Origin of the sequence: Halarchaeum sp. P4, from assembly GCF_051195175.1 — an archaeon.
In the GTDB taxonomy this organism is placed as follows: domain Archaea; phylum Halobacteriota; class Halobacteria; order Halobacteriales; family Halobacteriaceae; genus Halarchaeum.
This window is the reverse complement of the sequence record NZ_JBNTKC010000003.1, coordinates 303,687-327,385: the sequence shown is the minus strand read 5'-3', so window position 1 is coordinate 327,385 and position 23,699 is coordinate 303,687. Positions and strand designations below refer to the sequence as shown.

28 protein-coding genes are annotated in these 23,699 nt (G+C 67.9%); 14 read left to right on the top strand and 14 right to left on the bottom strand.

Annotated features, from left to right (window positions below; genetic code table 11):
- Nucleotides 1-118 precede the first annotated feature (118 nt).
- Nucleotides 119-586 (bottom strand): FKBP-type peptidyl-prolyl cis-trans isomerase, encoded by a 468-nt coding sequence (locus ACQUS8_RS12660; RefSeq protein ID WP_435101594.1) that lies wholly within the window; start codon nt 584-586, stop codon nt 119-121.
- Nucleotides 587-692: 106 nt separating this feature from the next.
- On the opposite strand from ACQUS8_RS12660, the gene ACQUS8_RS12655 reads away from it, so the two are divergent.
- Nucleotides 693-1,088 carry a nuclear transport factor 2 family protein gene (locus ACQUS8_RS12655; protein ID WP_435101592.1) on the top strand — a complete coding sequence of 132 codons (396 nt, stop codon included), beginning with the start codon at nt 693-695 and terminating at the stop codon, nt 1,086-1,088.
- Here the strand turns inward: ACQUS8_RS12655 and ACQUS8_RS12650 are convergent.
- The 3 genes from ACQUS8_RS12650 to ACQUS8_RS12640 form a co-directional block, all read right to left on the bottom strand.
- A complete protein-coding gene (locus tag ACQUS8_RS12650; protein WP_435101590.1) occupies nt 1,085-1,372 on the bottom strand; it encodes a DUF5789 family protein in 288 nt (95 codons plus the stop codon). The genes ACQUS8_RS12655 and ACQUS8_RS12650 overlap by 4 nt on opposite strands.
- A gap of 137 nt (nt 1,373-1,509) precedes the next feature.
- Nucleotides 1,510-2,475 carry an aldo/keto reductase gene (locus ACQUS8_RS12645; protein WP_435101588.1) on the bottom strand — a complete coding sequence of 322 codons (966 nt, stop codon included), beginning with the start codon at nt 2,473-2,475 and terminating at the stop codon, nt 1,510-1,512.
- 63 nt (nt 2,476-2,538) lie between these two features.
- Nucleotides 2,539-2,958 (bottom strand): GlcG/HbpS family heme-binding protein, encoded by a 420-nt coding sequence (locus ACQUS8_RS12640; RefSeq protein WP_435101586.1) that lies wholly within the window; start codon nt 2,956-2,958, stop codon nt 2,539-2,541.
- 109 nt (nt 2,959-3,067) lie between these two features.
- Here ACQUS8_RS12640 and ACQUS8_RS12635 point away from each other — a divergent pair, with 109 nt between their 5' ends.
- Nucleotides 3,068-4,132, top strand: coding sequence for a hypothetical protein (locus tag ACQUS8_RS12635; RefSeq protein ID WP_435101584.1), 1,065 nt, complete (start codon nt 3,068-3,070; stop codon nt 4,130-4,132).
- Here the strand turns inward: ACQUS8_RS12635 and ACQUS8_RS12630 are convergent.
- Entirely contained in the window at nt 4,116-4,394 is a 279-nt protein-coding gene (locus ACQUS8_RS12630; protein ID WP_435101582.1) for a hypothetical protein, read from the bottom strand. The two genes, ACQUS8_RS12635 and ACQUS8_RS12630, sit on opposite strands and share 17 nt — an antisense overlap.
- A 363-nt stretch (nt 4,395-4,757) precedes the next feature.
- Here ACQUS8_RS12630 and ACQUS8_RS12625 point away from each other — a divergent pair, with 363 nt between their 5' ends.
- A complete protein-coding gene (locus tag ACQUS8_RS12625) occupies nt 4,758-6,095 on the top strand; it encodes an RNase J family beta-CASP ribonuclease (protein WP_435101580.1) in 1,338 nt (445 codons plus the stop codon).
- An 832-nt stretch (nt 6,096-6,927) separates the two neighbouring features.
- Here the strand turns inward: ACQUS8_RS12625 and ACQUS8_RS12620 are convergent.
- Nucleotides 6,928-7,077, bottom strand: a complete 150-nt coding sequence (locus tag ACQUS8_RS12620) for a hypothetical protein (RefSeq protein ID WP_435101578.1) — start codon at nt 7,075-7,077, stop codon at nt 6,928-6,930.
- A 91-nt stretch (nt 7,078-7,168) separates the two neighbouring features.
- Between ACQUS8_RS12620 and ACQUS8_RS12615 the strand changes: the two genes are divergently transcribed.
- The 4 genes from ACQUS8_RS12615 to dpsA (ACQUS8_RS12600) all read left to right on the top strand — a co-directional run bounded on the left by ACQUS8_RS12615 (nt 7,169) and on the right by dpsA (ACQUS8_RS12600) (nt 9,674).
- Entirely contained in the window at nt 7,169-7,810 is a 642-nt protein-coding gene (locus tag ACQUS8_RS12615; protein WP_435101576.1) for an SDR family oxidoreductase, read from the top strand.
- 180 nt (nt 7,811-7,990) lie between these two features.
- Nucleotides 7,991-8,536 carry a DNA starvation/stationary phase protection protein DpsA gene (gene dpsA, locus ACQUS8_RS12610; RefSeq protein ID WP_435101574.1) on the top strand — a complete coding sequence of 182 codons (546 nt, stop codon included), beginning with the start codon at nt 7,991-7,993 and terminating at the stop codon, nt 8,534-8,536.
- A gap of 2 nt (nt 8,537-8,538) precedes the next feature.
- Nucleotides 8,539-9,120 (top strand): DNA starvation/stationary phase protection protein DpsA, encoded by a 582-nt coding sequence (dpsA, locus tag ACQUS8_RS12605; protein WP_435101572.1) that lies wholly within the window; start codon nt 8,539-8,541, stop codon nt 9,118-9,120.
- Nucleotides 9,117-9,674, top strand: coding sequence for a DNA starvation/stationary phase protection protein DpsA (dpsA, locus tag ACQUS8_RS12600; RefSeq protein ID WP_435101570.1), 558 nt, complete (start codon nt 9,117-9,119; stop codon nt 9,672-9,674). Before dpsA (ACQUS8_RS12605) ends, dpsA (ACQUS8_RS12600) begins: the two co-directional genes overlap by 4 nt.
- Before the next feature lie 164 nt (nt 9,675-9,838).
- Here dpsA (ACQUS8_RS12600) and ACQUS8_RS12595 read toward each other — a convergent pair whose 3' ends face one another.
- From ACQUS8_RS12595 to ACQUS8_RS12580, 4 genes are all read right to left on the bottom strand, one after another.
- A complete protein-coding gene (locus ACQUS8_RS12595; RefSeq protein ID WP_435101568.1) occupies nt 9,839-10,036 on the bottom strand; it encodes a hypothetical protein in 198 nt (65 codons plus the stop codon).
- A 133-nt stretch (nt 10,037-10,169) separates the two neighbouring features.
- Nucleotides 10,170-11,468, bottom strand: a complete 1,299-nt coding sequence (locus ACQUS8_RS12590; RefSeq protein WP_435101566.1) for an L-lactate MFS transporter — start codon at nt 11,466-11,468, stop codon at nt 10,170-10,172.
- A gap of 109 nt (nt 11,469-11,577) precedes the next feature.
- Nucleotides 11,578-12,825, bottom strand: coding sequence for an MFS transporter (locus ACQUS8_RS12585; protein WP_435101564.1), 1,248 nt, complete (start codon nt 12,823-12,825; stop codon nt 11,578-11,580).
- Nucleotides 12,826-12,864: 39 nt separating this feature from the next.
- Nucleotides 12,865-13,026 (bottom strand): hypothetical protein, encoded by a 162-nt coding sequence (locus tag ACQUS8_RS12580; RefSeq protein WP_435101562.1) that lies wholly within the window; start codon nt 13,024-13,026, stop codon nt 12,865-12,867.
- 188 nt (nt 13,027-13,214) lie between these two features.
- Here ACQUS8_RS12580 and ACQUS8_RS12575 point away from each other — a divergent pair, with 188 nt between their 5' ends.
- Nucleotides 13,215-14,657 (top strand): MATE family efflux transporter, encoded by a 1,443-nt coding sequence (locus ACQUS8_RS12575; protein WP_435101560.1) that lies wholly within the window; start codon nt 13,215-13,217, stop codon nt 14,655-14,657.
- Between the two features lie 55 nt (nt 14,658-14,712).
- Complete coding sequence (locus ACQUS8_RS12570; protein ID WP_435101558.1) at nt 14,713-14,916, top strand: hypothetical protein; 204 nt, start codon at nt 14,713-14,715, stop codon at nt 14,914-14,916.
- Between the two features lie 110 nt (nt 14,917-15,026).
- On the opposite strand, the gene ACQUS8_RS12565 is transcribed toward ACQUS8_RS12570, so the two are convergent.
- The 3 genes from ACQUS8_RS12565 to ACQUS8_RS12555 all read right to left on the bottom strand — a co-directional run bounded on the left by ACQUS8_RS12565 (nt 15,027) and on the right by ACQUS8_RS12555 (nt 17,275).
- Nucleotides 15,027-15,368, bottom strand: a complete 342-nt coding sequence (locus ACQUS8_RS12565; RefSeq protein WP_435101556.1) for an AzlD family protein — start codon at nt 15,366-15,368, stop codon at nt 15,027-15,029.
- Nucleotides 15,361-16,119 carry an AzlC family ABC transporter permease gene (locus tag ACQUS8_RS12560; RefSeq protein WP_435101554.1) on the bottom strand — a complete coding sequence of 253 codons (759 nt, stop codon included), beginning with the start codon at nt 16,117-16,119 and terminating at the stop codon, nt 15,361-15,363. The genes ACQUS8_RS12565 and ACQUS8_RS12560 overlap by 8 nt, the downstream gene beginning before the upstream one ends.
- Before the next feature lie 127 nt (nt 16,120-16,246).
- Nucleotides 16,247-17,275 (bottom strand): LLM class flavin-dependent oxidoreductase, encoded by a 1,029-nt coding sequence (locus tag ACQUS8_RS12555; protein WP_435101552.1) that lies wholly within the window; start codon nt 17,273-17,275, stop codon nt 16,247-16,249.
- Between the two features lie 208 nt (nt 17,276-17,483).
- Here ACQUS8_RS12555 and ACQUS8_RS12550 point away from each other — a divergent pair, with 208 nt between their 5' ends.
- Together ACQUS8_RS12550 and ACQUS8_RS12545 are read left to right on the top strand one after the other, a co-directional pair.
- Nucleotides 17,484-19,649 (top strand): alkaline phosphatase D family protein, encoded by a 2,166-nt coding sequence (locus ACQUS8_RS12550; protein ID WP_435101550.1) that lies wholly within the window; start codon nt 17,484-17,486, stop codon nt 19,647-19,649.
- A gap of 108 nt (nt 19,650-19,757) precedes the next feature.
- Complete coding sequence (locus ACQUS8_RS12545) at nt 19,758-20,870, top strand: pyridoxal-phosphate-dependent aminotransferase family protein (protein ID WP_435101814.1); 1,113 nt, start codon at nt 19,758-19,760, stop codon at nt 20,868-20,870.
- Nucleotides 20,871-21,006: 136 nt separating this feature from the next.
- Here the strand turns inward: ACQUS8_RS12545 and ACQUS8_RS12540 are convergent, their stop codons facing one another.
- The gene (locus tag ACQUS8_RS12540; protein ID WP_435101812.1) at nt 21,007-21,234 is read right to left on the bottom strand and encodes a Sec-independent protein translocase subunit TatA/TatB; all 228 of its coding nucleotides are present in this window, start codon (nt 21,232-21,234) and stop codon (nt 21,007-21,009) included.
- Between the two features lie 133 nt (nt 21,235-21,367).
- On the opposite strand from ACQUS8_RS12540, the gene ACQUS8_RS12535 reads away from it, so the two are divergent.
- The 3 genes from ACQUS8_RS12535 to ACQUS8_RS12525 all read left to right on the top strand — a co-directional run bounded on the left by ACQUS8_RS12535 (nt 21,368) and on the right by ACQUS8_RS12525 (nt 23,648).
- A complete protein-coding gene (locus tag ACQUS8_RS12535) occupies nt 21,368-21,922 on the top strand; it encodes a DoxX family membrane protein (RefSeq protein WP_435101548.1) in 555 nt (184 codons plus the stop codon).
- A 49-nt stretch (nt 21,923-21,971) separates the two neighbouring features.
- Nucleotides 21,972-22,178: a hypothetical protein gene (locus ACQUS8_RS12530; RefSeq protein ID WP_435101546.1), complete on the top strand. Its 207-nt coding sequence runs from the start codon at nt 21,972-21,974 to the stop codon at nt 22,176-22,178.
- Between the two features lie 108 nt (nt 22,179-22,286).
- Nucleotides 22,287-23,648 (top strand): restriction endonuclease, encoded by a 1,362-nt coding sequence (locus tag ACQUS8_RS12525; protein ID WP_435101544.1) that lies wholly within the window; start codon nt 22,287-22,289, stop codon nt 23,646-23,648.
- Nucleotides 23,649-23,699 lie beyond the last annotated feature (51 nt).

The following is a 23,699-nucleotide window of genomic DNA, read 5'->3' as shown; positions in this document are numbered from 1 at the left end:
GGAGCGCGTTACGCTTCGTCAACGTCACCAGAAGTGTCGCTTCTGGTTGGCCGACGAATCGCGTTACGTTTCGTCGACGTCGTCAGAACGACTGCCGTTCTGACTGGCTGACGACGCTTTAAGCGTCGTCAACGTCGACGACTTCGATGTCGAAGACGAGCGTCTCGCCCGCGAGCTCCGGGTTGAAGTCGACCTTCACGACGTCCTCGTCGACGTGCGTGACGGTGCCGCGCTGACCGTTCTGGGCCTGCAGCTGGTCGCCCTCCTCGGGGCGCTGGCCGAGCATCTCGGTAAGCTCGTCCGTCTCGAACTCCTGGACGCGCTCCTCGGTGCGCTCGCCGTAGCCCTTCTCCGGCGGGATTTCGAGCGTGTCGGACTCGCCGACGTCGAGACCGCGGAGGCCGTCCTCCATGCCCTCGATGACTGCGCCGGCGCCGACTTCCGCCGTCAGCGGCTCGTAATCGCGTCGCTCGTCCGCGATGCCCTCCTCCTCCGCGACGTCCTCACGCGAGGTGTCGAAGACCGTCCCGTCCTGCAGTCGCCCAGTATACTCGAAGGTAACCGTATCGCCGTTGGAAATCGTCATGTTCGTACGAGACAGTCCAGACGTATAAACCGTCGTATCGCGGGACGGGACCGCAACGCTCGCCGCGACGACAGCGCTAACAACGGGGGCGGGCGCACCCGCGAGTATGACCGCTGAGGACGTCGCCGCCATCGAGCGGCTCAAACACCAGTACTGCTACCGAATCGACGACGGCGACTACGCCGAGTGGGCCGCGCTCTTCACCGAGGACGGTCGGTTCGTCATGGACGACGGCACGACCTTCGAGGGTCGCGCGGAACTCGAAGCGTTCGGCACCGACGTCTTCGACGACGTCTACGAGGAGACCGCTCACACCGTCACGAACGCCGTCGTGGACGTCAACGGCGACACCGCGACCGGCCGGTGGTACCTCGCGCTCTACCACGAGACCGCCGAGGGCGAGACCGGCGTCCAGCAAGCCACCTATCGCGACGAGTTCGAGAAGGTCGACGGCGAGTGGCGCATCGCCGACGTCGACCTCACCTACGGCGTGAAGCCCTAGAAGGACTGCTGGGACTCGCGCGCCAGGTTCGACGACCGGTCGTCGTAGTTCGGTCGCCCGACGTACTCCTCGCCGAGGTTCGCCAGCACCGTGTGGTGAAGTTCGCGCGCGGACGCGAACGTCGACTGGTCGCTTCGCTCCAGTACCGTCGCCAACTCCACCGCCTCCTCGCCGGGGGACGCCAGCGTCACCGAGCCGACGGCGTCGAGGACGGTTTCTTGGTCGGCCGGGAAGCTACACGACTCGGCGACGCGCTCTTGCGTGTCGGCTGGGTCGAGTGCCATCGGGGACTCTCGTCTCTCAGTTGACACGCGCGACGGATAGTGTTTGAGGCCGCCCGGTTCTCGTCGCGGCCGACTCGCTTGTCGCGTGTCGGTCGCTTCGCTCCCGCTCATATCGCCGTGGCTCTACGGAATCACGTTTACTCGTGCCCGAACACCTCCATCGGCTCGTAGGGCTCCTCGAGGTACTCTAGTTCGGAGTCGGTAAGGTCGATGTCGGTGGCTTCGACGGCCTGCTCGAGGTGTTCGACGCTCGACGTCCCGACGATAGGCGCGTCCACCCAGTCCTTGTGGAGGAGCCACGCGAGCGCGATTTGGGCCATCTCGACGCCCTTCTCGGCGGCGAGTTCCTCCACGCGTTCGTTGATGGTTTCGCCGCCGCCCTCGAGGTAGGGGACGCCGTACTCGGCTTCGTGCTCGCCGCGCGTCGTCGCCGTCGACTCCTCGTGCGGACGGGTGAGGTAGCCCGCTCCGAGCGGACTCCACGGGATGACGCCGATACCCTCCTTCTCGCAGAACGGGAGCATCTCGCGCTCCTCCTCGCGATAGCCGAGGTTGTAGCAGTTCTGCATCGTCGCGAAGCGTTCGAGGCCGAGTCGGTCGCTCGTCGCGAGGGCGTCGGCGAACTGGTGGGCCCACATCGAGGACGCGCCGATATACCGGGTCTTCCCGCGCCGAACGGCGTCGTCGAGGGTCCGCAGGGTCTCTTCGATAGGGGTGTCGTCGTCCCAGCGGTGAATCTGGTAGAGGTCGACGGTGTCCATCCCCAACCTGTCGAGAGAGGCCTCCAACTCCTGTTCGATGGCCTTCCGGGAGAGGCCCTGCCTGTTCGGGTCCTCACCCATCTCGCCGAACACCTTCGTCGCGACGACCTGCTCGTCGCGCTCGTAGTCCGCGAGGACGTTCCCCAGAATCTCCTCGGACTCGCCCTGCGAGTAGACGTTCGCGGTGTCGAAGAAGTTGATTCCGAGGTCGATGGCGCGCTCGATAATCTCGCGGGACTCCTCCTCGTCGAGCATCCAGTCGTCCCCGCTGCCGAAGCTCATGCAGCCGAGACAGATTTCGCTCACCGTCGTGCCCGTGCTCCCGAGTGTCGTGTACTCCATGGTGTGTGGTGGCTCGATACAGCGAGAAGTAGGTTGGCGTCGCGGAACCGCGTTGCGGGGCGCCTACCCGCGTAGCTCCTCGAAGCGCTCGACGCCAGCCTCCGCGACGGCCATGTCCTGTGCGACTTCGCCGCCGCTCACCCCGATGGTGCCGACGATGTCGCCGTCTACTTCGAGCGGATAGCCGCCACCGAAGACGACGAGGCGGTTGTCGTCGGTGGTCTGGAGGCCCCAGAGCGACTCGCCAGGTTGGGTCGGATCGGCGAGCTCGTGAGTCGGCATCTGGAGTGCCGCTGCCGTGTATGCCTTGTTCCGCGAGATGTTCACGCTCGCGAGCCACGCGCCGTCCATCCGGTGCTGGGCGACGAGGTTCCCGGCCGGGTTCGCCACCGTAATCACCATCGCGAGGTCCATGTCCTCGGCCGCCGCTTCGGCCGCCGTTATCAGTTCCGTCGCTTCGTCGAGTGTAATTGTATCAGTCATGGTGTGTTCCCACGTATCGCTACCTTCGGCGGATGCTTATAGCTAGGTGACAGGACTTGTCGGTGAGCCATCACCGTGACTTTTGTCACACACGTGTTCACTCCCGAACGTGACACGAACTGCCCTCGCACTCTGTCTCGCCCTCCTCCTCGTCGGCGCTGGCTGTACCGGCACGACCGGGCCGACGGGCGACACGACGACCGACGCGACACCCGCGAGCGCCGCCGACATCGCCGGCCCGCTTCCCGGCATCTCCGCCGACGGCGTCTCGAACCTCTCCGCGACACTCGCCGCCGGCGACCGGAACACGACCGCCGGCTTCGTCGCCGTAGTCAACGCCACCGTCGTCCGTCCGGACAGTCGTACGTACTGGAACGACAGCATCCGGGCCGCTCCGGGCGGCGATACGTACGTGACGACGCACCGCGAGCACGGCACGGGATGGAACAGCACGCTCGTGTCGTGGTCGAATGGCTCGGTGGCCGCGACGAAGCAGACATCCAGTGGGGAGACAACCTACCGGCTGTCCGACCCCAGCGGGCCCGTCCGGCCCTCCGACGCCGTCGCGGACGTCCTCAGGATGGGGAACTTCACCGTCGTGAACGCGACGGGTGCGGGTGACGCCGCGCGCCTCGTTCTTCGGGCGACCGGGCCGAGTGCGGCCGCGAGCGACCGGCGCACGAACTACTCGGGAACGCTTCGTCTCGACGAGCGGGGCCGGCCGCGCGCCGCGACCATCACCTACGTCACTACCACGGGCGCCCGGAACGTGACGACGCACGTCGACTTCCGCCTTGACCGGCTCGGAAACGTCGCCGTCGAGCGCCCTGCCTGGGTGTCGCAGGCCGAGTGGCCCGCGCCGAAGGCCGCCTTCGACTTCGGGAGCGAGAACGGGAGCGTCGTCGTCACCCACCACACCGGCAACACCCTCGATGGCGCGCGGGTCCGCGTCACGGACGCGACGACGAACGAATCGGTGACACGGCGCGTGAACGCGACGCTCAGCGCGGGCGTTCGCCTCTACGTCTACCGATCTGACGGTGCGATTCGCGTCGGGACCGAGCAGCCGCGTGACGCCGTGGCGCTCTCCGGAACGTACCGCGTCGCCGTGCTCGACGCCGCACACGGTGTTTACGTCGACAGCGGAACCGTGACCGTCAACGCGACTGCGTAGGACCGCGGGCCTCGGTGGGGAGTGCGGCCAGCCACTCCTCGGTCGGGAGCGCGTCGAGCTCCCCGTCGCCGACGATGCGTTCCTCGGCGGTCGAGACGGCTTCGTGCTTGCGGAGCGCCCGCGCGCTCTCGCCAAGTCTGTGCGCGTCGAGGTGGTCGACGACGACGTCGCCGAGGGCCGAGCGGTCGTGGGTGTCGAGGTCGCCGACGAGGGCGCGCATCGCGCCGCAGACAGGACACGTCAACAGAACGGTTCGGGCCATGGTAGTGACACGACGTTCCGACGACATGAACCTCTCTAGGAGGGGTATTTAGCCCTCAATAGCCGTCTCGACGGCCCAGTCAGCGACGTGAGCGGGGCGGACTTGTGCGCCGCTCTTCTGCTGGTTCCGTCTGCCGGTCGGCGCGACGGAAAAGCGACCGAACGTGCATGAGACTCTCACGATGGAACCCTGAAGCTCTTAAGCCCTGGACTCCTCTGTACGCATATCCGAAAGACGTGCGGTCCGCGGCACTGACGCTCGGCGCGGACGCACAGCCATGCTCGACCGCGGTGGTCGTGTGGGCTGTGCGTCGACGCCGGCCGTACGCGTCACCGTCGGAACGCATTGATCGGCGACATACCTATGGAAATCGAAATTGCGACAATCGGCGGCTACGAAGAAGTCGGCCGCAACATGACGGCCGTCCGTGTGGGCGACGACATCGTCGTCTTCGACATGGGGCTCAACCTCTCGCAGGTCCTCATTCACGACGACGTCCGCACGGAGCAGATGCACAGCCTCGACCTCATCGACATGGGCGCCATTCCCGACGACCGCGTCATGAGCGAGCTGGAGGGCGACGTGAAGGCCATCGTGCCGACGCACGGCCACCTCGACCACATCGGTGCGATCGGCAAGCTCGCCCACCGCTACGACGCGCCCGTCGTCGGCAGCCCGTTCACCATCGAACTCGTCCGCCAGGAAATCGAGGACGAGTCGAAGTTCGACGTCGACAACGACCTCATCAAGATGGAGGCCGGCGAGACGATGGACATCGGCGACGAAGTCGAGATGGAGTTCGTCCACGTGACTCACTCCATCGTCGGCGCCGTCAGTCCCGTCCTCCACACGCCGGAGGGCGCCGTCGTCTACGGCCTCGACAAGCGCATCGACCACGACCCGGTCCTCGAGGACCCCTTCGACATGGAGCGCTTCCGCGAACTCGGCGACGAGGGCGTTCTCGCCTACATCGAGGACTGCACGAACGCGGGTCGTAAGGGCCGCACCCCCAGCGAGTCCGTCGCGCGCAAACACCTCCACGACACGCTGAAGAGCTTCGAGGACTACACCGGCGGCATCGTCGCGACGACGTTCTCCAGCCACGTCTCGCGTGTCTCGAGCCTCGTCGAGTTCGCCAAGGAAATCGGCCGCAAGCCGATCCTCCTCGGGCGCTCGATGGAGAAGTACACGAACACCGCGCGCGACCTCGGCTACCCGATTCCGGACGACCTCGAGATCTACGGTCACCGGCGCTCGCGCGAGCGCGCCTTCAAGCGCATCATGAACGAGGGGAAGGGCAACTTCCTCCCGGTCGTCACCGGCCATCAGGGCGAACCGCGCGCGATGCTCACTCGCATGGCGCGTGGCGAGACGCCGTTCCAGTTCGACGACGGCGACAAGGTCGTCTTCAGCGCCCGGGTCATCCCGGAGCCGACGAACGAGGGCCAGCGATACGCCGCCGAACGTCTCCTGAAGATGCAGGGTGCGCGCATCTACGACGAAATCCACGTCTCCGGCCACCTCCGCGAGGAGGGGCACTACCAGATGCTTGACGCGATTCGCCCGGACAACGTCATCCCGTCTCACCAGTCGCTGGGCGGCTACGCGCCCTACGTCGACCTCGCGGAGTCCCAGGGCTACACCGTCGGCGAAGACCTCCACATCTCGCGCAACGGCAACGTCATCCAGCTGACCGAATAGACTCCGACTTTCTCCGTTCTTTCACCGCCGCGCAGCGACAGTGCCGCTCAGTAGGCGAAGAGCCGCCAGACCCACTCGCCGTCGGTGAACCGAGCGCGTCGGGCCGCGTCGCCTTAACGTGTCGCGTCCGGACGTCGTAGGTGACGCGGGCGGTGTACGCGGAGTCGCCGTTCTGCGTCGCGTTCACGCGGGCGGGCCCGCCGGTGACGACGCCCCGCTCCGTGTCGATGATCACCCGGACGCGTGCGGCGTGATAGGTGGCGTTCTCTGGGGGACTGCCGCCGCCGCTGACGGCGCGGACGGCAGCGGGGCCGTCGTCGAGGCCGACGGTGAGCGTGCCGTTCGAGCGGGAGACGACGCGCCACTCGCCGGCGGACGCGGACGGGAGACCGGGCCATGTGACGAGGCGGTGCCGGTCGCTGTCGGTGACGAGCCAGTAGCCGGGTCGAGTGTCTTCGTCGCGACCTGTTCTTCCGAACCGTTCGCTGCGAGCGAGCGACGCGTGAGTGCGTAGCCGCTCTCGGCGGTGTTCGACAGCGCGGTCGCGTACGCGGCAGTCGGCTCGTCGGGGAGCGGGGCACGCTCGTCCGCCATCGGCCGAGTGTCCATGACGCGGAGCGCGCTCGCGCCGACGACGAGGGCCGGCCGACGTGGGACGTCGAATGCGGTGGTGACGGCGGTGCGCGCGCCACCACGGAGCGTCCCGCCGGCCGAAACATGGGCAAGACCGGGCGTGAGCACCGCCCACGCGAGGAGGACGACGGCGACGCGTCGGCGTCTTGGACGACCGCACGGACGGACGGGGCGGCCGCACCGAGGAGCGGGACGGCGATTACTGGTGGGCAGAGCACGGCGAGCGTCGGGTGGCGAGCGCGAACGCGAGTCTGAGACCCGTTTCGAGGACGACGGCGAGGGCGACGACGCCGAGGACGCGCGGGCGGTTCAGCGCGACCCGAACGCCGTCGCGGAGGGCGGCGGGCATGGAGTCGTCTGTCGGCGCGGGCGAAGAATGAGTTTCGGACGGTGTCGCGGCGGGCACAGCGTTCTTCCGGCGTCCGGGAGTGTCTTCCACTATGCGCGTTCTCGTCGCCGGCGCACACGGTCTGGTTGGACAGCACGTCACGCGACTGCTCGCGGAACACGATGGGCACGACGCCGTCGGGATGGTCCACGAGGAAGCCTATCGCGACGACGTTGAGGCGTACGGCGCCGAGTCGGTGTACGGCGACGTCACCGACCGCGACTCGATCGACGACGCCCTCGCGGGCTGTGACGCCCTGATTTTCGCGGCGGGGTCGAGCGGCGAAGACGTCTGGGGCGTCGACCGGGACGGCGCTATCAACTGCGTGGACGCCTGCGAGGAACTGGGCGTCGACCGTTTCGTGATGCTGAGCTCCATCAACGCCGACCGCCCGGAGGAGAGTCCGGTGGAGTTGCGGGAGTACCTCCGCGCGAAGGCGGAGGCCGACGAGTACTTGCGGGAGAGTGAGTTGACGTACACGATTCTCCGGCCGGGGTCGCTGACGAACGAGGACGGCACCGGTCAGATTCGGACGGGTCGCCATCTCGACCGCGAGGAAGCGACGATTCCGCGCGAGGACGTCGCGGAGACGCTCGTGACCGCACTCGACGTGGAGAGAACCTACGGGCTGACGTTCGAGGTGTTGAGCGGGGAGACGCCGATTCCGGCGGCGCTCTCGGACCCGTTGGCGTGAGCGACTCCGGAACGCGGGAACACCGGGGTTCGCGACGGCCGGGAGCCCTTCGTCGAGTATCACGAATTACTTCGACGGGGCAGTATCGAATCGTTTAGGCGAACCTAATTTCCCACATCGAAAAAAATTGTTTCTACTGCAGAAACATTTAAGTAGGTCGCGCTCCATCTATAGACTGTCATGAGCACCCAGAAGACGATTCGCCGCGAAGCGGGTACCGTCGAGGAGAACGCGCTCCGTCTCGACCAGGAGAAGGCAGAGCAGGTCGTCGAGGCGCTGAACGTCGACCTCGCCGCGTCGTACGTCCTCTACCACCAGCTTCGCAAGCACCACTGGAACGTCGAGGGTGCCGAGTTCAACGACCTTCACGAGTTCCTCGGCGAGAAGGCCGAGGAGGCCGAGGCGGCCGCCGACGAACTCGCCGAGCGCGCACAGGCCCTCGGCGGCGTCCCGGTCAGCGGCCCCGCCAACCTCGAGGAGCACGCGCCCGTCGAGTTCGAGGGCGAGGACGTCTACGACATCCGCACGTCGCTCGAGAACGACCGCGAGCTGTACGGCGACGTCATCGAGTCCGTCCGCGAGCACGTCGGCCTCGCCGAGGACCTCGGGGACTACGCGACGAGCGAACTCCTCCGCGAAATCCTCGAGGACCTCGAGGACGCCGCCCACGAGGTCGATCACTACCTCGAAGACGACACCCTCGTCCTCGAGAGCGCGACCAAGTGACGATGGAGCGCCCACAGTCCGGGCGACTCGTCCACGACCTCGAGGGTGCGGACGTCCGCCAGGCGTGGGGTACGATGGAGGGGAACGCGCTCCGCCTCGACCGAGACGACGCCGAGCGGATGGTCGAGGCGCTGAACGCCGACCACGCGGGCGCGTTCAACCTCTTCTACCTCCTGCGCAAGCACTACTGGACGGCCGAAGGGGCCGAACACGAGGACGTCGCGGACGTCCTGAAGGAGGGCTACCAGCGCGCACGCGAGATCAACGACGACCTCGCCATGCGCATCACGCAGCTCGGCGGCGTCCCCGCGAGCACACCGCCGGCTCTGCAGGAGTACGCGCCCGTCCACCTCGAAGCCGAGCACCTCTTCGACCTCCGCGCATCGCTCGAGGGCGACCTGGAGGCGTACGCGACGCTCGTCGCAAGCATGCGCGAGCACGTCGCGCTCGCGGACGAACTCGGCGACGAGGCGACGAGCGAACTCCTGCGTGACCACCTCGAGGACCTCGAGGACGACGCCCACGACATCGAGGAGTTTCTCGAAGACGACACGCTCGTCACCACGGAGGCGATGCGCCGATGAGCGCGCCACACCTGCGCAACCCCGGTGAGGACGTCCGTCGACGCGAGTGGGGCACCGTCGGCGAGAACGACCTCCGCATCCCGCGTGAGGCGGCCGAGGGGATGGTCGAAGCGCTGAACGACGACCTCTCGGGACTGTATATCCTGTTCAACCAGGTTCGCAAGCACTACTGGACGCTCGAAGGCCGGGAGGTCGGCCCCGTCATCGAGTTCCTGAAGGACGCGGCGGACCGCCTCGCGGAGGCGACGGACGAACTCGCGATTCGCGTCCACGCGCTCGGGGGCGTCCCCGTCAACGGCCCGATGGGCATCCGCCAGCACGCCCCGCTCCGTATCGAAGCGGGCGACGTCTACAGCCTTCGGGATTCGCTCTCGAACGACCTCGATGGGTACGCGACGCTCGCGGCCCAGATGCGCGATCACGTCGAACTCGCGGCCGACCTCGGCGACGAGGCGACGCTCGAACTCGTGCGCGAACACCTCCGCACGGTCGAGGAGGACGCGCACGCCATCGAGAAGATGCTGGCGGACGACACGCTCGTCCGGCAGGACTGAGACTCCGCCTCTTTTCGCGGCGCTGTAACAGCAGAGCCGTGTCCGTCGACGCCGAGCGGTCGAACACGGCAGTACGAACGACCCACCGGCTATGCCTCGTGCCGAACTAACGGCGATACTGCCCGCTCCGACGACCTAGGCGGCCACTCCGCCCGAATCGACCGTCACTCCTTGGGGGTGACGGTGAGGTCGGTGGCGATCCAGCCGTCGCTGTTGCCGTCCTCGGTGAAGACGCGACGGTCGCTGTGGACTGCCCGACAGTTCACGGTCGGCGTCTCGTCGTACTCGGCGTCGAACTCGGGCGTTTCGTCCGCCGTCTCTTCCGTGTGCTCGGTACGCGTCGACCGGCGCGTGGAAGTCATTACCTGCCTTTAGGTCAACCTAAATCAAAAACGTTCGGGTCTTCGTCGGGTCGGATCCGTGCAATCCACGGTGTTGCCACTCGGCGTCGTGGCACATGAAAGAAAAGCCGCGAGTGCGCAGTCGGCAGCCGATTCAGGCGGATGCTGCGGTGCTCGACTCCTGAAGCTGGCCGATGCGCCAGCGGAGCGCGAGCACGATGATGAGACCGACGATGAGCGCGATGTTGATGATGTAGAGCGCGGTCGTGTAGCTCCCGGTCGACTCGAGGATGGTCGAGGCGAGCGTCGGGCCGGCGACGCCGGCGAAGCCCCACGCGGTGAGCGCGTAGCCGTGAATCGCGCTGACCTCCTTCGTGCCGAAGAGGTCGCTGAGGTACGCCGGCAGGCAGGCGAACCCGCCACCGTAACAGGAGATGATGATGAACAGGGTCGCCGCGATGATCCAGACGCCCGAGAGCTGGGGCATCAGGAAGAACGCGATGATTTGGATGCCGAAGAAGGCACCGTAGGTCGTCGTCCGGCCGATGTAGTCGGACAGACTCGACCAGACGATGCGGCCGCCGCCGTTGAAGATGCCGATGTAGCCGGTGATGAACGCGGCCGTCGTCGTCGTCGCGCCGCCGAGCCGAACCAGAATCGGGGACGCGTACGCGAGCAGCATGATGCCCGCGGAGACGTTGATGAAGATGATGAGCCACACCATGTAGAAGCGCGGGGTCTTACGCGCTTCCGCGGCGGTGAGGTTGGAGAGGCCGGCGAGCGCGGACTTCGCCTTCTCCTGTGCGCCCTCGACGTCCTCCATGCCGGCGGGAAGCCAGTCGGACGGCGGCTTGGCGAGGTAGCTCGCGCCGAGCGCCATGAGGACGAAGTAGAGCGCGCCGAGCGTGAAGAACGTCGTCGCGATACCGGACTGGGTGTACTGCGCGGCGCCGGTGCTGAAGCGCAGCATGAGTTCGTTACCGAGCGGGCCGGTGAGGAGTGCACCCGCACCGAAGCCCATGACGGCGAGACCGGTCGCCATCCCGCGGCGGTCCGGGAACCACTCGAGGAGCGTCCCGATGGGCGAAATGTAGCCGAGACCGAGGCCCATCCCGCCGATGATGCCGAAGGTGACGAAGAACATGTTCAGACTGCCGAGCTGAACTGCCAACCCGGAGCCGATGATACCTACGCCGTAGAGGACTGCGGCGGCGAGTCCGGACTTGCGCGGCCCGTAGCGTTCGACGTAACTGCCGAGGAACGCCGCCGTCATCCCGAGGACGAAGATCGCGATCGAGAACGCGAGCGAGACGCTGGACGTGTCCCACCCGAGTGCCTCGTTCAGCGGTATTTGATAGATGCTGTACGCGTAGATTCCCCCGATGGACAGGTGAATCGCGACGGCCGACACCGCGATTAGCCACCGGTTCTTGTCCGCTGTCTCATCGACCATGAGTGATTCGGTCGAACCGTAGAACCGGACAGTTGATAAACCCTCTCCCATCGGAACGCGTCTCAGGCGCAGAGGCGGCCGAATTCGCCGGAATTCCTGTCAGCGGGATTCACTCCGGCTTCGGTGACGAACTGGTCAGATCCAGTCGGAGGAACGCCGGGAGTGCCAGCGCGACCACCCCGCCCTCGAGGAGGCCGGCGGTGAGGAAGGCCGCGCCGTAGCCGGCGGCGTTCGCGACGACGCTCCCGACGACGAACCCGCCGAGGAACCCGAGGTTCCCGAAGACGTTGAAGCCGCCCATCGCGACGCCGCGCTCGTCCTCGCGCGCGAGGTCCGTGACGAGCGCCATTGTCGCCGGGGAGACGAACGCGCCGGTGACGCCGAGGAGCACCATCGCGGCGGCGGCGAGCGGGAGCGTCGGCGCGACGTAGACGCCGACGACGACGGCGCCGTAGCAGACGGAACCGAGGACGACGGGGAGTTTGCGGCCGACGCGGTCCGAGAGGACACCCATCGGGTACTGGAGGAGCGCGAACGGTGCGAAGAACAACCCGAGGACGAGGCCCGCGCTCCCGGCGTCGAGGCCGAACGTCTCGCGGAAGTAGACGGTGCCGACGAGCGCGAAGAACCCCGCGGTGAGGCGGTCCATGAACCCGAACGCGTAGGGGAAGGCGAGTGCGGGCGTCTCCCGGAGCCGGCCGACGGCGTCCGCGAGTCCCATCGTGTCGCCGCTCGGCGCACGGTCAGCGACGCGCGTTGCGAGGACCGCCGCGAGTAGGAGGACGGCGCCCGCGACGACGAGCGGCAGGAGGACGCCCTGCTCGTAGAGTTGGCCCCCGATGGGCGCGCCGAGCGCGGTGCCGGAGCCGATGGCGATGCCGGCGGCACCCATGTTCTTCCCGTGGCCGCCCTCGAGGTCCATCAGCATCGTCATCGCGAGCGAGAACGCGCCGATGGTGAGCGACCCCTGCAGGAAGCGTACAACGAGGTAGACGCCGAACGGCAGGTCGCCCCCATGACCAAGGGCGGCGAGCAGGAGGTAGCCCGCCGCGCCGCCGAGCGCGCCCGCGACGACGAACGGTGTCCGCCGGCCGGTCCGGTCGCTCAGGTGGCCCCAGAGCCCCGCACAGAGGACGAAGCCGACGAACTCCGCGCCGAGGAACAGCGCACTCGCGTTCAGCGCCCCCTCGCTCGCGCCGCCCGTTCCGCCCGCGCCGAGCGCCTTCACGAGGTCGGTAATACCCGGATAGAGGAGCACCTGTCCGAAGAGGACGACGAAGACGACCAGCGCGAGCGCGATTCGGTCGCGCTGGACGGCCGAGACCGGGACTCGTCGGGACGCGACGCCGTCAGTCATACGCCCGTGCGTACTCGCGCCCCGTGATTATAGGCGTCGCTACGAGAAGACGGTGTAGACGACGAACCCGAGTCCGACGAGGAGGAGCGCGATGAGCGCGCCCTCGATCGCCGACCCGGTGAGGAGCGCGCCGATCCCGGTGGCGACGAGGAACGCGACGAACCAGACTGTCGATGAGTCGAGCGACGCCCACGAAACCATACGCGAGAGGACACGACGTAGCACAAAAAACAACGGAATAGCTCGGCTCGCGCCATCGTCGCGGGCGATCCGCCATCGTGTCGCCGTGTGAGGGTCCGACACCCACGGTATCCGCCTCTGCGAACCGGAACGCCCGGCCGGGGAACGAACGCCTAAAGCCTGCGTCACGAACTAGCGTGTACCCCACCGTGTCTACGCTTCCGAACCCTCTCCGTCTCGCTCTCGTCTACATCGGTCTCGGCCTCGCGCGCCTCGGCCTCATCGACGATGAGCACGTCCGTCGAACCGTCGACCTCGCGTGGCCGCGCATCGTCACCGGTCTCGCGCGCATGTCGAAGGGCGCGGCCGACGTCGCGATGGTCGGCGTCGCCCTCGGCGCCACCGCCATCGCGGGCGTCGGGTTCGCCGGCCCCTACTGGGGGATGGCGTTCGCCCTCGGGGGCGGACTCGCCGCCGGCACCATCGCGCTCGTCTCACAGCGCTTCAGCGCCGGCGCGCACGACGAGCTCGGGCAGGCCATCCGGACGAGCGCCGTCATCGTCGTCCTCATCTCCGCGCCGGTCGGCGCGCTCTTCGTCGTCCTCCCCACCGAACTCATCTCGCTCCTCACGAACGACGTGCAGACGATTCGCTACGGCGCCGACTATCTCCAGGTGCTCGGCGTCGGCGTGCCGTTCGCCGCGCTGAACCTCGTCGGCAGTCGCGCGCTCATCGGCGCGGACGACGCGTGGACGCCGATGGTCCTGCGCGGGACGGGCGCGGTCATGAACATCGGGCTGAACGCCGTCTTCGTCTTCGGGCTCGGCCTCGGCGTCGTCGGTGCCGGTCTCGGGACCGTCCTCTCGAACGCCCTCATCGCCGTCGCGTTCGCCGTCGGCCTCGCACGCGGTGGCCTCCCGTTCGTCGGCGAGTTCCCCGTCACCGTCGACGCCCGCGGGCGCTACCTCGTCCGCGAGTTCGCCCGCGACATCGTCACTATCGGCCTCCCCGTCATCGGGCGCAGCAGCATCTGGACCGTCGCGCGCTTCCCGATGCTCGCGTTCGTCGGCCTCTTCGGCCCCGAAGTCGTCGCCGCCTACATCGTCGCGCGGCGCATCTGGGGGCTGATGAACACGCCCGGCTGGGGGTTCGGCCTCGCCACCAGCAGCCTCGTCGGGCAGGCGCTCGGGAGGGACGACGAGGCGATGGCCGAAATATACGGGCGCGAAATCTCGGTGTTCTCCGCCGCAACCTACCTCCTCTCGGCGGTCATCGTCGTCGCGTTCGCCGACCAGATCGTCGTGCTGTTCGTCGACGACCCCACTTCCCGGACGGTGCCCATCGCCCGGACCTTCGTCTACGTCGCCGCGCTCGCCATTGTCCCGCAGGGCGTCGCGAGCAGCCTTGATGGCGCACTCGACGCCACCGGCGACACTCGCTGGCCGTTCTACGGGCGCATCGTCTCAATGTTCCTCCTCGCCGTCCCGCTCACCTACCTCGGCGCGACCACCGCGCTCGGACTCGTCGGCGTCTATCTCTCCTTCTTCGCGGAGACCACCGTTCCCGCCGTCGTCAACTACTGGCGCTTCCGCTCGGGTGCGTGGCGTCAGATCAGCCGCGAATACCGCCCCGACCAGACCTCGACCGGCTGACGCCGTCGGTGTGAGCGGGCATATTCTTTATCCGTTAGCCGACCAACGTTCCAGTATGAAGTCCACACTAACGCGTGCGGTCGGGCGAGCGAAGTACGCGGCCGTCGGCGCGGCGGTCGGCGCCGGCCTCGGTGGCCTCGTCAGTCGGAACGCGGCGAGCACGGGCGGCGCGCTCGGCGGTCTCGTCGGCGCGGTGCTCGGCGAGACGAGCGCGGACGTCAGCGAGACGTACACGGAACTGAAGCAGAAAGTCGAGTAACCCCTCTCCTCCTCGCCGCGTTCGACGCCCGCGGGTCCCGTCGTAGACGTCGCCGACTAGCCGTGGGTGTCGCACGCCGATGTAACCGTCGCGTGGCCGTGCGGACGTCGTCAGACCGCGAGCGAGCGGAGCGCGACGACGGTGATGACGCCGGCGACGAGCGCGAGTAGGATGTTCTCGGTGCGCGCCATCACCGCGGCGGCGACGCCCGCCGCCGCCCACTCGCGCGGGCCGCCGTCGATGAGTTCCGGGGCGAGAATCGCGACGACGATGGCGCCCGGGAGCACTGCGAGGCCGGCCTCGATGCGCTCGCTGATTTCGACGCGGCTGAGAAACCAGAGGCCCCCGACCTTCGTGAGCATCGTCGCCGCGGCCATCGCGAGGACGACGGCGACGACGGCCGGGTCGAGCGAGAGTGCGCCCGTGCCGACGCTCGCCACGACGCTACTCATAGCGCCACACCTCGACGACGCCGGCGGCGAGCCCGCCGACGAGGATGTACCACTGGCCGGCGAGCAACTGGTCGGTGGCGAGCGCCGCGACGAGCGCGACGCCCCACGGAAGGACGGAGTCCCGTCCCTCCCAGAGGCCGACGGCGAGCGCGACGAAGACGGCGACGAGGATGAAGTCGATGCCGTACGCGCTCGGGTCGCGGATGACGTCGCCGGCGAGCGTGCCGAGCACCGTCGAGGCCACCCACGCGAGCCAGACGGCGAGGCCGCTCCCGAGGAGGAACGCGCCGCGCCCGCTCCCCGCCTTCAGGTCGCGTAACGTCAGCGCCCAGTTCTCGTCCGCCATCAGGAGCAGGCTCCCGTAGGCCTGTGGCTTCGAGAGGTGGCGGAACCACGGCTGGAGCGCCGCGCCCATCAGCGAGTAGCGGAGGTTCACCATCGTCGTCGCGGCGACGACGGCGAGCGCGGGAATCGGGTCCGCCCAGAGCTGGACGGCGACGATTTGGGCCGCGCCCGCGACGACCGTCGCGCTCATGAACGCGGCTTCCGCGACGCTCAACCCCGCCTGATCGGCGAGGATGCCGAAGGCGATGCCGTAGCCGCCGACGCCGAGCGCCACTGGGACGCCGAGGACGAAGCCCGCGCGGACGCCCGCGAGGTCGAACGTCACGTCGTCGGCCGTCGGGCGCTCGTCACTGTCGAGATCGACGTCGGGCGGTGATTCACCGTCCGCTGTGGCGTGGTCGGTCATCGATGCGGTGACTCGTGACTGGAGGGACGTTCAGGGCGCAATCACGTGACGTGAGACGCCGGTCGGTATTGACGTTGTTCTTCCGGGCGCGCCACGTCGCCGTCTCGTCCGTCGATTCCGCGCCCAGTCAGCGCGGCGTTATACCGACGCCGTCGGCGATGAGGCGGTGTGAGCGGAGGGCGTCCTCGTGGTCGGTGACGGCGTGCTGAATCATCACTTCCTCGACGCCGAGGCGGTCGGCGAGTTGGTCGAGGAGTCCGGCGAGCGTCTCCGGACTCCCCGAGATGGCGCGCGGCCACTCGTCCTCGTCGAGGGTTTCGGGGGTGGGGTCGGGGACGCCGCCGAGCTCGTCGACGGCCTCCTCGACGGAGGACAGGTTCGCCGTCTCCCCGCGAGCGATGCGGGCGAACGTCGCTTCGGCGACGGCACGGAGGCGCGCGGCCTCCTCGTCGCTCGGCGCGCAGACGGCGTTCAGCGCGACCATGGCTTCGGGTTCGTCGGCGCCGCCCGCGAGGGTGGACGCCTCGAAGTGCGCGCGATACGTCTCGACGGCGCGCTCGGCGAACTGCGGGCGGATGAACGCCGCGAAACAGTAGGGGAGGCCGAGTTCGCCGGCGAGTTTCGCGCTGGAGGGGCTGGAGCCGAGCACCCACGGTTTCGGTGGCGTGGCGTCCGAGCGCGGAATCGTCAGGTCGTCGTAGGGGTGGCCGGCGGGGTAGTCGTCGTAGAGGTGGCTGACGACGGCCTCGATTTTCTCGCGGTGGTCCTCGTCGGGGTTCGTGACGCGTCGGTCGGTGCCGAGTGCGCGGTCGACGGCGGGCGACCCGTTCGCGCGCCCGAGGCCGGCGTCGACGCGGCCGGGGGCGAGCGCGTCGAGTGCGCCGAACTGTTCGGCGACCTTGAACGGCTGGTAGTGGTTGAGGAGGACGGCACCGGAGCCGATGCGGATGGCGTCGGTCTCGGCGGCGAGGTGGCCGAGTAGGACTTCGGGCGTGGTGCCGGCGAGCGAGTCGCCGTTTCCGTGGTGTTCGGCGACCCAGAAGCGCGAGAAGCCGAGGCGCTCGGCTTGCTGGGCGGTCTCGACGGTGTTCGCGTAGGCGTCGCTCGCGGTACCACCGTCGGGGACACGCGAGAGGTCGACAGCGGACAGCTTCATACGTCGCGTCGGGGACTCGTGCGGATAACGGTTCGTCCCCCGGCACGTTCCGCGGCGGCGTCCACCTCGGCCGACGACGCCAGCCATCGTCCCGATGGCTATCGGAACGCGTACATAGTGGTTTGTACCGTACTGTTCAGAACTTAGTTTTACGTTGACCACATACCTACGTTTTTGCGCCCCGTCGTCCCTGATTCAGGCGGTTACGATGACTGAGCGACCGACGCAGACGGAGGACGGCGACCGAGACGAGAGCCTGACGGCGACGTGGCGGCGGCGCTTCCTGCAGGCCGTCGGCGGCGCGGCCGTCGCGAGCGGCGGCGTCGGCGCCGCGTCAGCCGACGAGGGCGACGGCGAGGGTGAGACCGTTTCGACGGTGGCGCTGACCCACGGCGTCGCGAGCGGCGACGTCACCGCGCGCACCGCAGTCGTCTGGGCGCGCACGGCCGACGAGGCGACGCTTCACGTCCAGTACGCGCCGGCGACGGACGAGGACACGACGACGAAGAACCGCGGAAAGAGTGCCGAGCGCGGCAACGGCGAGGAGAACGGCTGGGGCGAGGAGAACAAGAGCAATGGCCGCGGCAACGCGTCGAAGGGCGCGACGGCCGGCCGCACGTTCGGCCCCGTCCGCCTCGAGACGGCCGAGGTCACCGGCGACACCGACTACACCGGGCAGGTCCGCCTCACGGGCCTGCGACCGGGGACGCGCTACCACTATCAGGTCTGGGCGACCGCGGGCGGGCGCTCACAGACCGTCCCGGACAGCGCGGCGACGGGGACGTTCGTCACCGCGCCTGCCGCCGACGAGGGACAATCGGTTTCGTTCGCGTGGAGCGGCGACACGTGGGGCTACGGCGACGACCCGGTCGACCCGCCGTTCGAGGGGCTCAAGACCATCGCCGAGCGGAACCCCGATTTCTTCCTCTTCCTCGGCGACACAATCTACGCCGACGCGCAGACGCCCGCCGGGAAGATTACGGGCGAGACGCCGCTCGACGAGGCGCTCGACGTCTACCGCGGGAAGTACAAGGAGATGCGCGACCCGCCGTCGTCCGTCGCGGAGACCACCCACCTCCGCGAACTCCTGCAGACCACGTCGGTCTACGCGATGTGGGACGACCACGAGGTCATCAACAACTTCGCGGGGAGCACCTCGGCGCTCATGCCGGACGGCCGGCAGGCGTTCTTCGAGTACTGGCCCATCGACGAGAGCGCGCGCGTCACCGGCGGCGAGGAGGGCCGACTCTATCGCTCCTTCCGCTGGGGCGAGCACTGCGAGCTCTTCGTCCTCGACACCCGCCAGTACCGCGACCCGAACGTCGACCTCGAGCAGAAAGCCCTGCTCGGCGCGAAGCAGCGCGAGTGGCTGAAGAAGTCCCTGAGCCAGTCCGACGCGACGTGGAAGGTCATCGCGACGCCCGCGCCGATGGGCGCGAGCACGGACACGTGGTCGACGACGGACGAGCGCACCGGCTACGAGGACGTCCTCCTCGACGTCGTGAAGCACATCGAGCGCGAGGGCATCTCGAACGTCGTCACCGTCGCCGGCGACGTCCACTACTCCCAGGTCGGCGCGTACGACACCGACGACGACGGCGACTTCGAGTTCTACGAGGCCATCGCCGGCCCGCTCGGCGCGTACGCGGGGACGCCCGGCGAACTCTACCCGCCGATGCACCCGACGGAGTTCTTCGGGAAGGGCGACTACTTCAACTTCGGCACGGTGGACGTCTCCGCGGACGGCGAGACGCTCACGCTCGGCATCTACGCCGAGGACGGCACCGAGCAGTTCACGAAGGAGATCGAGGCGAGCGAGGCGACGCCGACGGAGCCGCCCGAGCGCATTGAGAGCACGTTCGACGAGGGGACGGACGGCTGGCTCGTCGCGCAGAACGGCGGGAGCGCCCAGCCCGACCACCACCCGGACGGCGGGCAGAGCGGCGGCTGTATCGGCGACAGCGAGGCGCAGGGCGGCATCGCGTGGTACTATCAGGCGCCCTTCGAGTTCCTCGGCGACCGCTCCGAGTTCTACGGCGGGACGCTCTCCTTCGACCTGCGACAGGAGGCCACGGACAGCCAGTTCGACGCCGAGGCCGTCGCGGGCGGCGACGTCGCGCTCACGAGCGGCGACGTCACGCTCGTCTACGACGCGCGCGGCGAGAACCCGAACCCCGACACGGGCTGGACGCACTACGAAATCCCGCTCAGTCCCGACGCGCCGTGGGTGAACCTCGAGGCGCAGGAGCCACTCGCCACCGAGGAGGACATCCGCGCCGTCCTCTCGGACCTCGAACAGCTCCGCATCCGCGGCGAGTACCGCTCCGGCGACGACGCGAGCTACCTCGATAACGTCGTCCTCTCGCGCGAGTAACGCGTTCTGTCGTGTGGGGTGTGGACGCGCCGCGTGCCATGCTCTCTCGGCACAATCAAAACTACCTTTGTCCGTGACGCGAGAGTAGTCGATATTCAGGTGGATTCCGTGACCGAGAAACGCGAATACACGGGCGACTATCCCGACAAGACGCTGTACATTCCCGGCCCGACCGAAGTCCGCGAGGACGTCATCGAGGAGATGGCCCAGCCGATGTTCGGCCACCGGATGGACCGGATGACCGACCTCTACACGACCATCGTCGAGGACACGAAGGAGTTCCTCGGCACGGAGAACGACGTCATCGTCCTCACCGCCTCCGGGACGGAGTTCATGGAGGCCGCCATCCAGAACCTCGTCGACGAGGACGTCCTCGTGACGACCTGCGGGTCGTTCAGTGAGCGACAGGCGAACGTCGCCGAGCGCCTCGGCAAGACCGTCGACACCCTCGAGTACGAGTGGGGGCAGGCGGTCAAGCCCGAGGACGTTCGTGAACGCCTCGAGGAGAGCGAGAAGACCTACGACGTCGTCACCTGCGTGATGAACGAGTCCTCGACGGGCGTTCGCAACCCCATCGAGGAAATCGGCGACGTCGTCGCGGAGTTCCCGGACACGCTCTTCGTCGTGGACGCCGTCTCCGCGCTCGGCGGCGACCTCGTCGAAATCGACGACCACGACATCGACGTCATCTTCACGTCCGTCCAGAAGGCATTCGCGATGCCGCCCGGCCTCGCGGTCTGCGTCGTCAGCGACGACGCCTACGAGCGCGAAGTCGAATCGGACTCCGCGTCGTGGTACGGGGGCTTCCAGCGCTCACTCGACTACTACGACCGGAAGGGCCAGACGCACTCGACGCCCGCGATTCCGGTGATGCTCGCCTACCGCAAGCAGATGAAGCACATGCTCGAGGAGGGCCACGAGGCCCGTGACCGTCGCCACCGCGAGATGGCCGAGTACACCCGCGAATGGGCTGACGAGCACTTCGAGATGTTCCCCGAGGCGGGCTACGAGTCCCAGACCGTCTCCTGCATCGAGAACACCCGGGGCATCGACGTCGCGGCCACTATCGAGGAAGTCTCCGAGGAGTACGACTTCGTCTTCTCGAACGGCTATGGCTCGGCGCTCGGCGAGCAGACGTTCCGCATCGGCCACATGGGCGAACACGACCTCGAGAGCATCAAGGCGCTCACCGACGCCATCGAGGACGTCGCGGACCTCTAAGGCCCGGCCTCACGCGGTCGCACGCCTCGCCGGCCGACGCACGACGGAGCGACTCTGAGCGGTTCTTTTTCGGACATCGATTATGGGGCCGGCGTGGCCACTACGCGACGTGGATTTCTCGAAAGGAAAGGCGGGTTTAGCTGGAACTCGCGGAGCGTTCGGGTTCGTTCTCGGCGTCGACGTCGCTCGCCTCCGCGTCGGAGCCCTCGCGGATGTCCTGGAGCTCCTGGTCGATTTCCTCGCGACCGCGCTTGAACTCGCCCATGGCCTGGCCCGTCGAGCGCGCGAGCTTCGGAATCTTGCTCGCGCCGAAGAGCAGTACGGCGATGAGGAGAACGATTGCCAGCTCCATCCCACCAGGCATCCCGCCGATGAACAGCGCGGTATCAGGTAACACGATACCTCTTTGTAGTCCGTTGGTAGTTATAGGCCTTTTCCTCGTTAAAACGTGAAAATCCGCCACGCAATTATAACTCGCTCCGCCGCGTCCCCTCGGTATGTCGTCACGAGAAGTCGAACTCAGCAGTACGGTTGCCGGTGTCACCGCCGAGGGCAGACTCCACACCCTCAGCGTCTGGTTCATCCTCGCACTCCGACTGATGATGGGGCTGGCCTTCTTCCAGAGCGGCCTCGAGAAAGTCCTCGCAGGGAACTTCAACGCCGGCGGCTACCTCCGGAACGCCGTCCCGGCGAACGGTAGTCCCTTCGCCGACCTCTTCGTCGCGATGGGGAACACGCCGTGGCTCGTCGACCTCGCAAACGTCGCCGTCCCGTGGGGGGAAGTCCTCATCGGCCTCGGCCTGCTCGTCGGTCTGCTGACGCGTCTCGCGGCGTTCTTCGGTGCACTCCTCATGCTCCTGTTCTACTTCGGGAACTGGGAGGTCGCACACGGCTACATCAACGGCGATTTCGCCTACATGCTGGTGTTCCTCGCTGTCGCGGCGTTTGGTGCCGGCCGAATTCTCGGCCTCGACGCGGCCGTCGAGCAGTACGTGGTGGGCGGCGAGCCGCTCGTCGAGCGATATCCGTGGACGCGTTACCTCCTCGGGTGACTCCGGGGACGGCGAAAGGCTTGTCACACCGTCGAGCGAAAGGCGAGCGATGAGCGAGAACGACGAACCGACCGTGCCGGTACACTGTGAGGCCTGTGAGACGACGAACCGCGTGGCGCTCTCGGATGTCGCCACGGCCGTCGAGCGCCACAACGAGCGCGTCCACGACGGCGAGGAGTGCGCGCAGGTCGACCCCGACGTCGCCGACCAGCTCGCCGACCTCGTCGCCGAGGACCTCGGCCTCTTCGAGGAGTGACGGCGCGCAGGGCGTGCCGCGGCCGGACGCGCGGCCACCGTGGCCCCGCCGCGTAGCGGTGCGTCGAAACGCCTATCGGACTCGCGGCGAGTCTACGCGTACATCTCTATGCCGGCGTTGTTGGACGAGTTGAGCGGGTTCGAGTTCGAGGACGTCATGGTGGACGTCTTCCGGAAGCTCGGCTACGAGAGCGTCCGCCGGTCGCGACGGACGGGCGACGAGGGCCGCGACGTCCTGATGGAGGAGGTCGTCGACGGCGTGCGCCGCGGCGTCGTCGTCGAGTGCAAGCATCAGGACACCGTCGGGCGGCCGGTCGTCCAGAAACTCCACTCGGCGGCGGCGACCTACGACTACGACGGGCCGACGCGCGGCATCGTCGTCACGACCGGCCGCTTCACCGACCCCGCCCGCGACTACGCGGCGCGGGTGAGCGAGTCGGGCGAGACGCCGGTCGACCTCATCGACGGCGCGGCGCTCCGCGACATCGCCGAGGAGGTCGGCCTCGACCTCTACAACGGTCGCATCGAGATTCTCTGCGACGAGACGCTCCGGCCGTACGACCCTGCGAGCGGCGTCCACGCGCCGATGCGGGAGGCGTTCACGGACGTCGAGAACGTCGAGGCCGACGCGCTCCCGACGCCGACGGCTCGCGTGACCTTCCAGCCGCTCGTTCGCGTCGTCGCGGACGTCGACGCCACGTTCGAGACGTCCGTCGGCGTCATCCACCGCGTCGACGTCCGCGACCAGTTCCTCGTCCACGCCGCCCCCGAGGGTGCGAGCGTCCCGGGCGACGACATCCAGACGCTCGTCCTCGGGAACTTCTCGCGGACGACGACCCTTGAGGAGGACCGTTTCGCGGCGGAGTTCGACGACGTCGACGTCGTGCGGTTCGGCGCGACGGAGACCGACTACAAGGAGTGGGCGGTCGACCGGATTCGGGACGCCCACACCACCACCGTCCACTACACGGGCGACAACAACGTCGACTACGAGAAGGAGTGCACGCCGCGCGAATCGGACGTCGCAGTGCAGTCGCTCACGCCCGTTTACCTCCCGCAGGTCCGCCAGACGCTCGCCGTCGAGTCCTACCGCTACTCCCTCGAGTACTACAACGCGGGGCCGTCGCGGCTCACTATCGACGACGGCGTCCACCGCTGCGTGCAGTGCGGTGAGACGGACGCCGGGACGTACACGTTCTGCGAGAACTGCGGGAGCGTCAACTGTCCCGCGCACACGAAGACCGAGCGCCTCGTCGGCGAGCCGGTCTGTACGGGCTGTGCGGTCACGGGCCGCTTCATGCTCTCGACGAAGTACTTCTACGACGAGGCGAACCGCGAGGCGTTCCGCGACCAGTACGAGGAGATGGCGGTCTACGAGAAGCTCGGCGAGAACGTCCCGCTCGTCGCCGGCGTCGTCCTCGGCCTGCTCGCGCTCCTCGCGGGGACGCTGGTCGCGGCGGGCGTCGTGTAGCACGGGTGGATCGCGGCACACACGACTATCCGTCTCGACGCGGAAGGCCCG

What these genes read in the sequence shown, in the direction of transcription:
- ACQUS8_RS12660 (WP_435101594.1), bottom strand. Translation starts at nt 586, where the DNA reads ATGACGATTTCCAACGGCGATACGGTTACCTTCGAGTATACTGGGCGA.
- ACQUS8_RS12535 (WP_435101548.1), top strand. Translation starts at nt 21,368, where the DNA reads ATGTCGTCACGAGAAGTCGAACTCAGCAGTACGGTTGCCGGTGTCACC.
- ACQUS8_RS12540 (WP_435101812.1), bottom strand. Translation starts at nt 21,234, where the DNA reads ATGCCTGGTGGGATGGAGCTGGCAATCGTTCTCCTCATCGCCGTACTG.
- ACQUS8_RS12570 (WP_435101558.1), top strand. Translation starts at nt 14,713, where the DNA reads ATGAAGTCCACACTAACGCGTGCGGTCGGGCGAGCGAAGTACGCGGCC.
- ACQUS8_RS12565 (WP_435101556.1), bottom strand. Translation starts at nt 15,368, where the DNA reads ATGAGTAGCGTCGTGGCGAGCGTCGGCACGGGCGCACTCTCGCTCGAC.
- ACQUS8_RS12650 (WP_435101590.1), bottom strand. Translation starts at nt 1,372, where the DNA reads ATGGCACTCGACCCAGCCGACACGCAAGAGCGCGTCGCCGAGTCGTGT.
- ACQUS8_RS12630 (WP_435101582.1), bottom strand. Translation starts at nt 4,394, where the DNA reads ATGGCCCGAACCGTTCTGTTGACGTGTCCTGTCTGCGGCGCGATGCGC.
- ACQUS8_RS12560 (WP_435101554.1), bottom strand. Translation starts at nt 16,119, where the DNA reads ATGACCGACCACGCCACAGCGGACGGTGAATCACCGCCCGACGTCGAT.
- ACQUS8_RS12585 (WP_435101564.1), bottom strand. Translation starts at nt 12,825, where the DNA reads ATGACTGACGGCGTCGCGTCCCGACGAGTCCCGGTCTCGGCCGTCCAG.
- ACQUS8_RS12580 (WP_435101562.1), bottom strand. Translation starts at nt 13,026, where the DNA reads ATGGTTTCGTGGGCGTCGCTCGACTCATCGACAGTCTGGTTCGTCGCG.
- ACQUS8_RS12530 (WP_435101546.1), top strand. Translation starts at nt 21,972, where the DNA reads ATGAGCGAGAACGACGAACCGACCGTGCCGGTACACTGTGAGGCCTGT.
- ACQUS8_RS12595 (WP_435101568.1), bottom strand. Translation starts at nt 10,036, where the DNA reads ATGACTTCCACGCGCCGGTCGACGCGTACCGAGCACACGGAAGAGACG.
- ACQUS8_RS12625 (WP_435101580.1), top strand. Translation starts at nt 4,758, where the DNA reads ATGGAAATCGAAATTGCGACAATCGGCGGCTACGAAGAAGTCGGCCGC.
- ACQUS8_RS12640 (WP_435101586.1), bottom strand. Translation starts at nt 2,958, where the DNA reads ATGACTGATACAATTACACTCGACGAAGCGACGGAACTGATAACGGCG.
- ACQUS8_RS12550 (WP_435101550.1), top strand. Translation starts at nt 17,484, where the DNA reads ATGACTGAGCGACCGACGCAGACGGAGGACGGCGACCGAGACGAGAGC.
- ACQUS8_RS12525 (WP_435101544.1), top strand. Translation starts at nt 22,287, where the DNA reads ATGCCGGCGTTGTTGGACGAGTTGAGCGGGTTCGAGTTCGAGGACGTC.
- ACQUS8_RS12620 (WP_435101578.1), bottom strand. Translation starts at nt 7,077, where the DNA reads ATGCCCGCCGCCCTCCGCGACGGCGTTCGGGTCGCGCTGAACCGCCCG.
- dpsA (WP_435101572.1), top strand. Translation starts at nt 8,539, where the DNA reads ATGGAGCGCCCACAGTCCGGGCGACTCGTCCACGACCTCGAGGGTGCG.
- dpsA (WP_435101570.1), top strand. Translation starts at nt 9,117, where the DNA reads ATGAGCGCGCCACACCTGCGCAACCCCGGTGAGGACGTCCGTCGACGC.
- ACQUS8_RS12615 (WP_435101576.1), top strand. Translation starts at nt 7,169, where the DNA reads ATGCGCGTTCTCGTCGCCGGCGCACACGGTCTGGTTGGACAGCACGTC.
- ACQUS8_RS12655 (WP_435101592.1), top strand. Translation starts at nt 693, where the DNA reads ATGACCGCTGAGGACGTCGCCGCCATCGAGCGGCTCAAACACCAGTAC.
- ACQUS8_RS12590 (WP_435101566.1), bottom strand. Translation starts at nt 11,468, where the DNA reads ATGGTCGATGAGACAGCGGACAAGAACCGGTGGCTAATCGCGGTGTCG.
- ACQUS8_RS12645 (WP_435101588.1), bottom strand. Translation starts at nt 2,475, where the DNA reads ATGGAGTACACGACACTCGGGAGCACGGGCACGACGGTGAGCGAAATC.
- ACQUS8_RS12555 (WP_435101552.1), bottom strand. Translation starts at nt 17,275, where the DNA reads ATGAAGCTGTCCGCTGTCGACCTCTCGCGTGTCCCCGACGGTGGTACC.
- dpsA (WP_435101574.1), top strand. Translation starts at nt 7,991, where the DNA reads ATGAGCACCCAGAAGACGATTCGCCGCGAAGCGGGTACCGTCGAGGAG.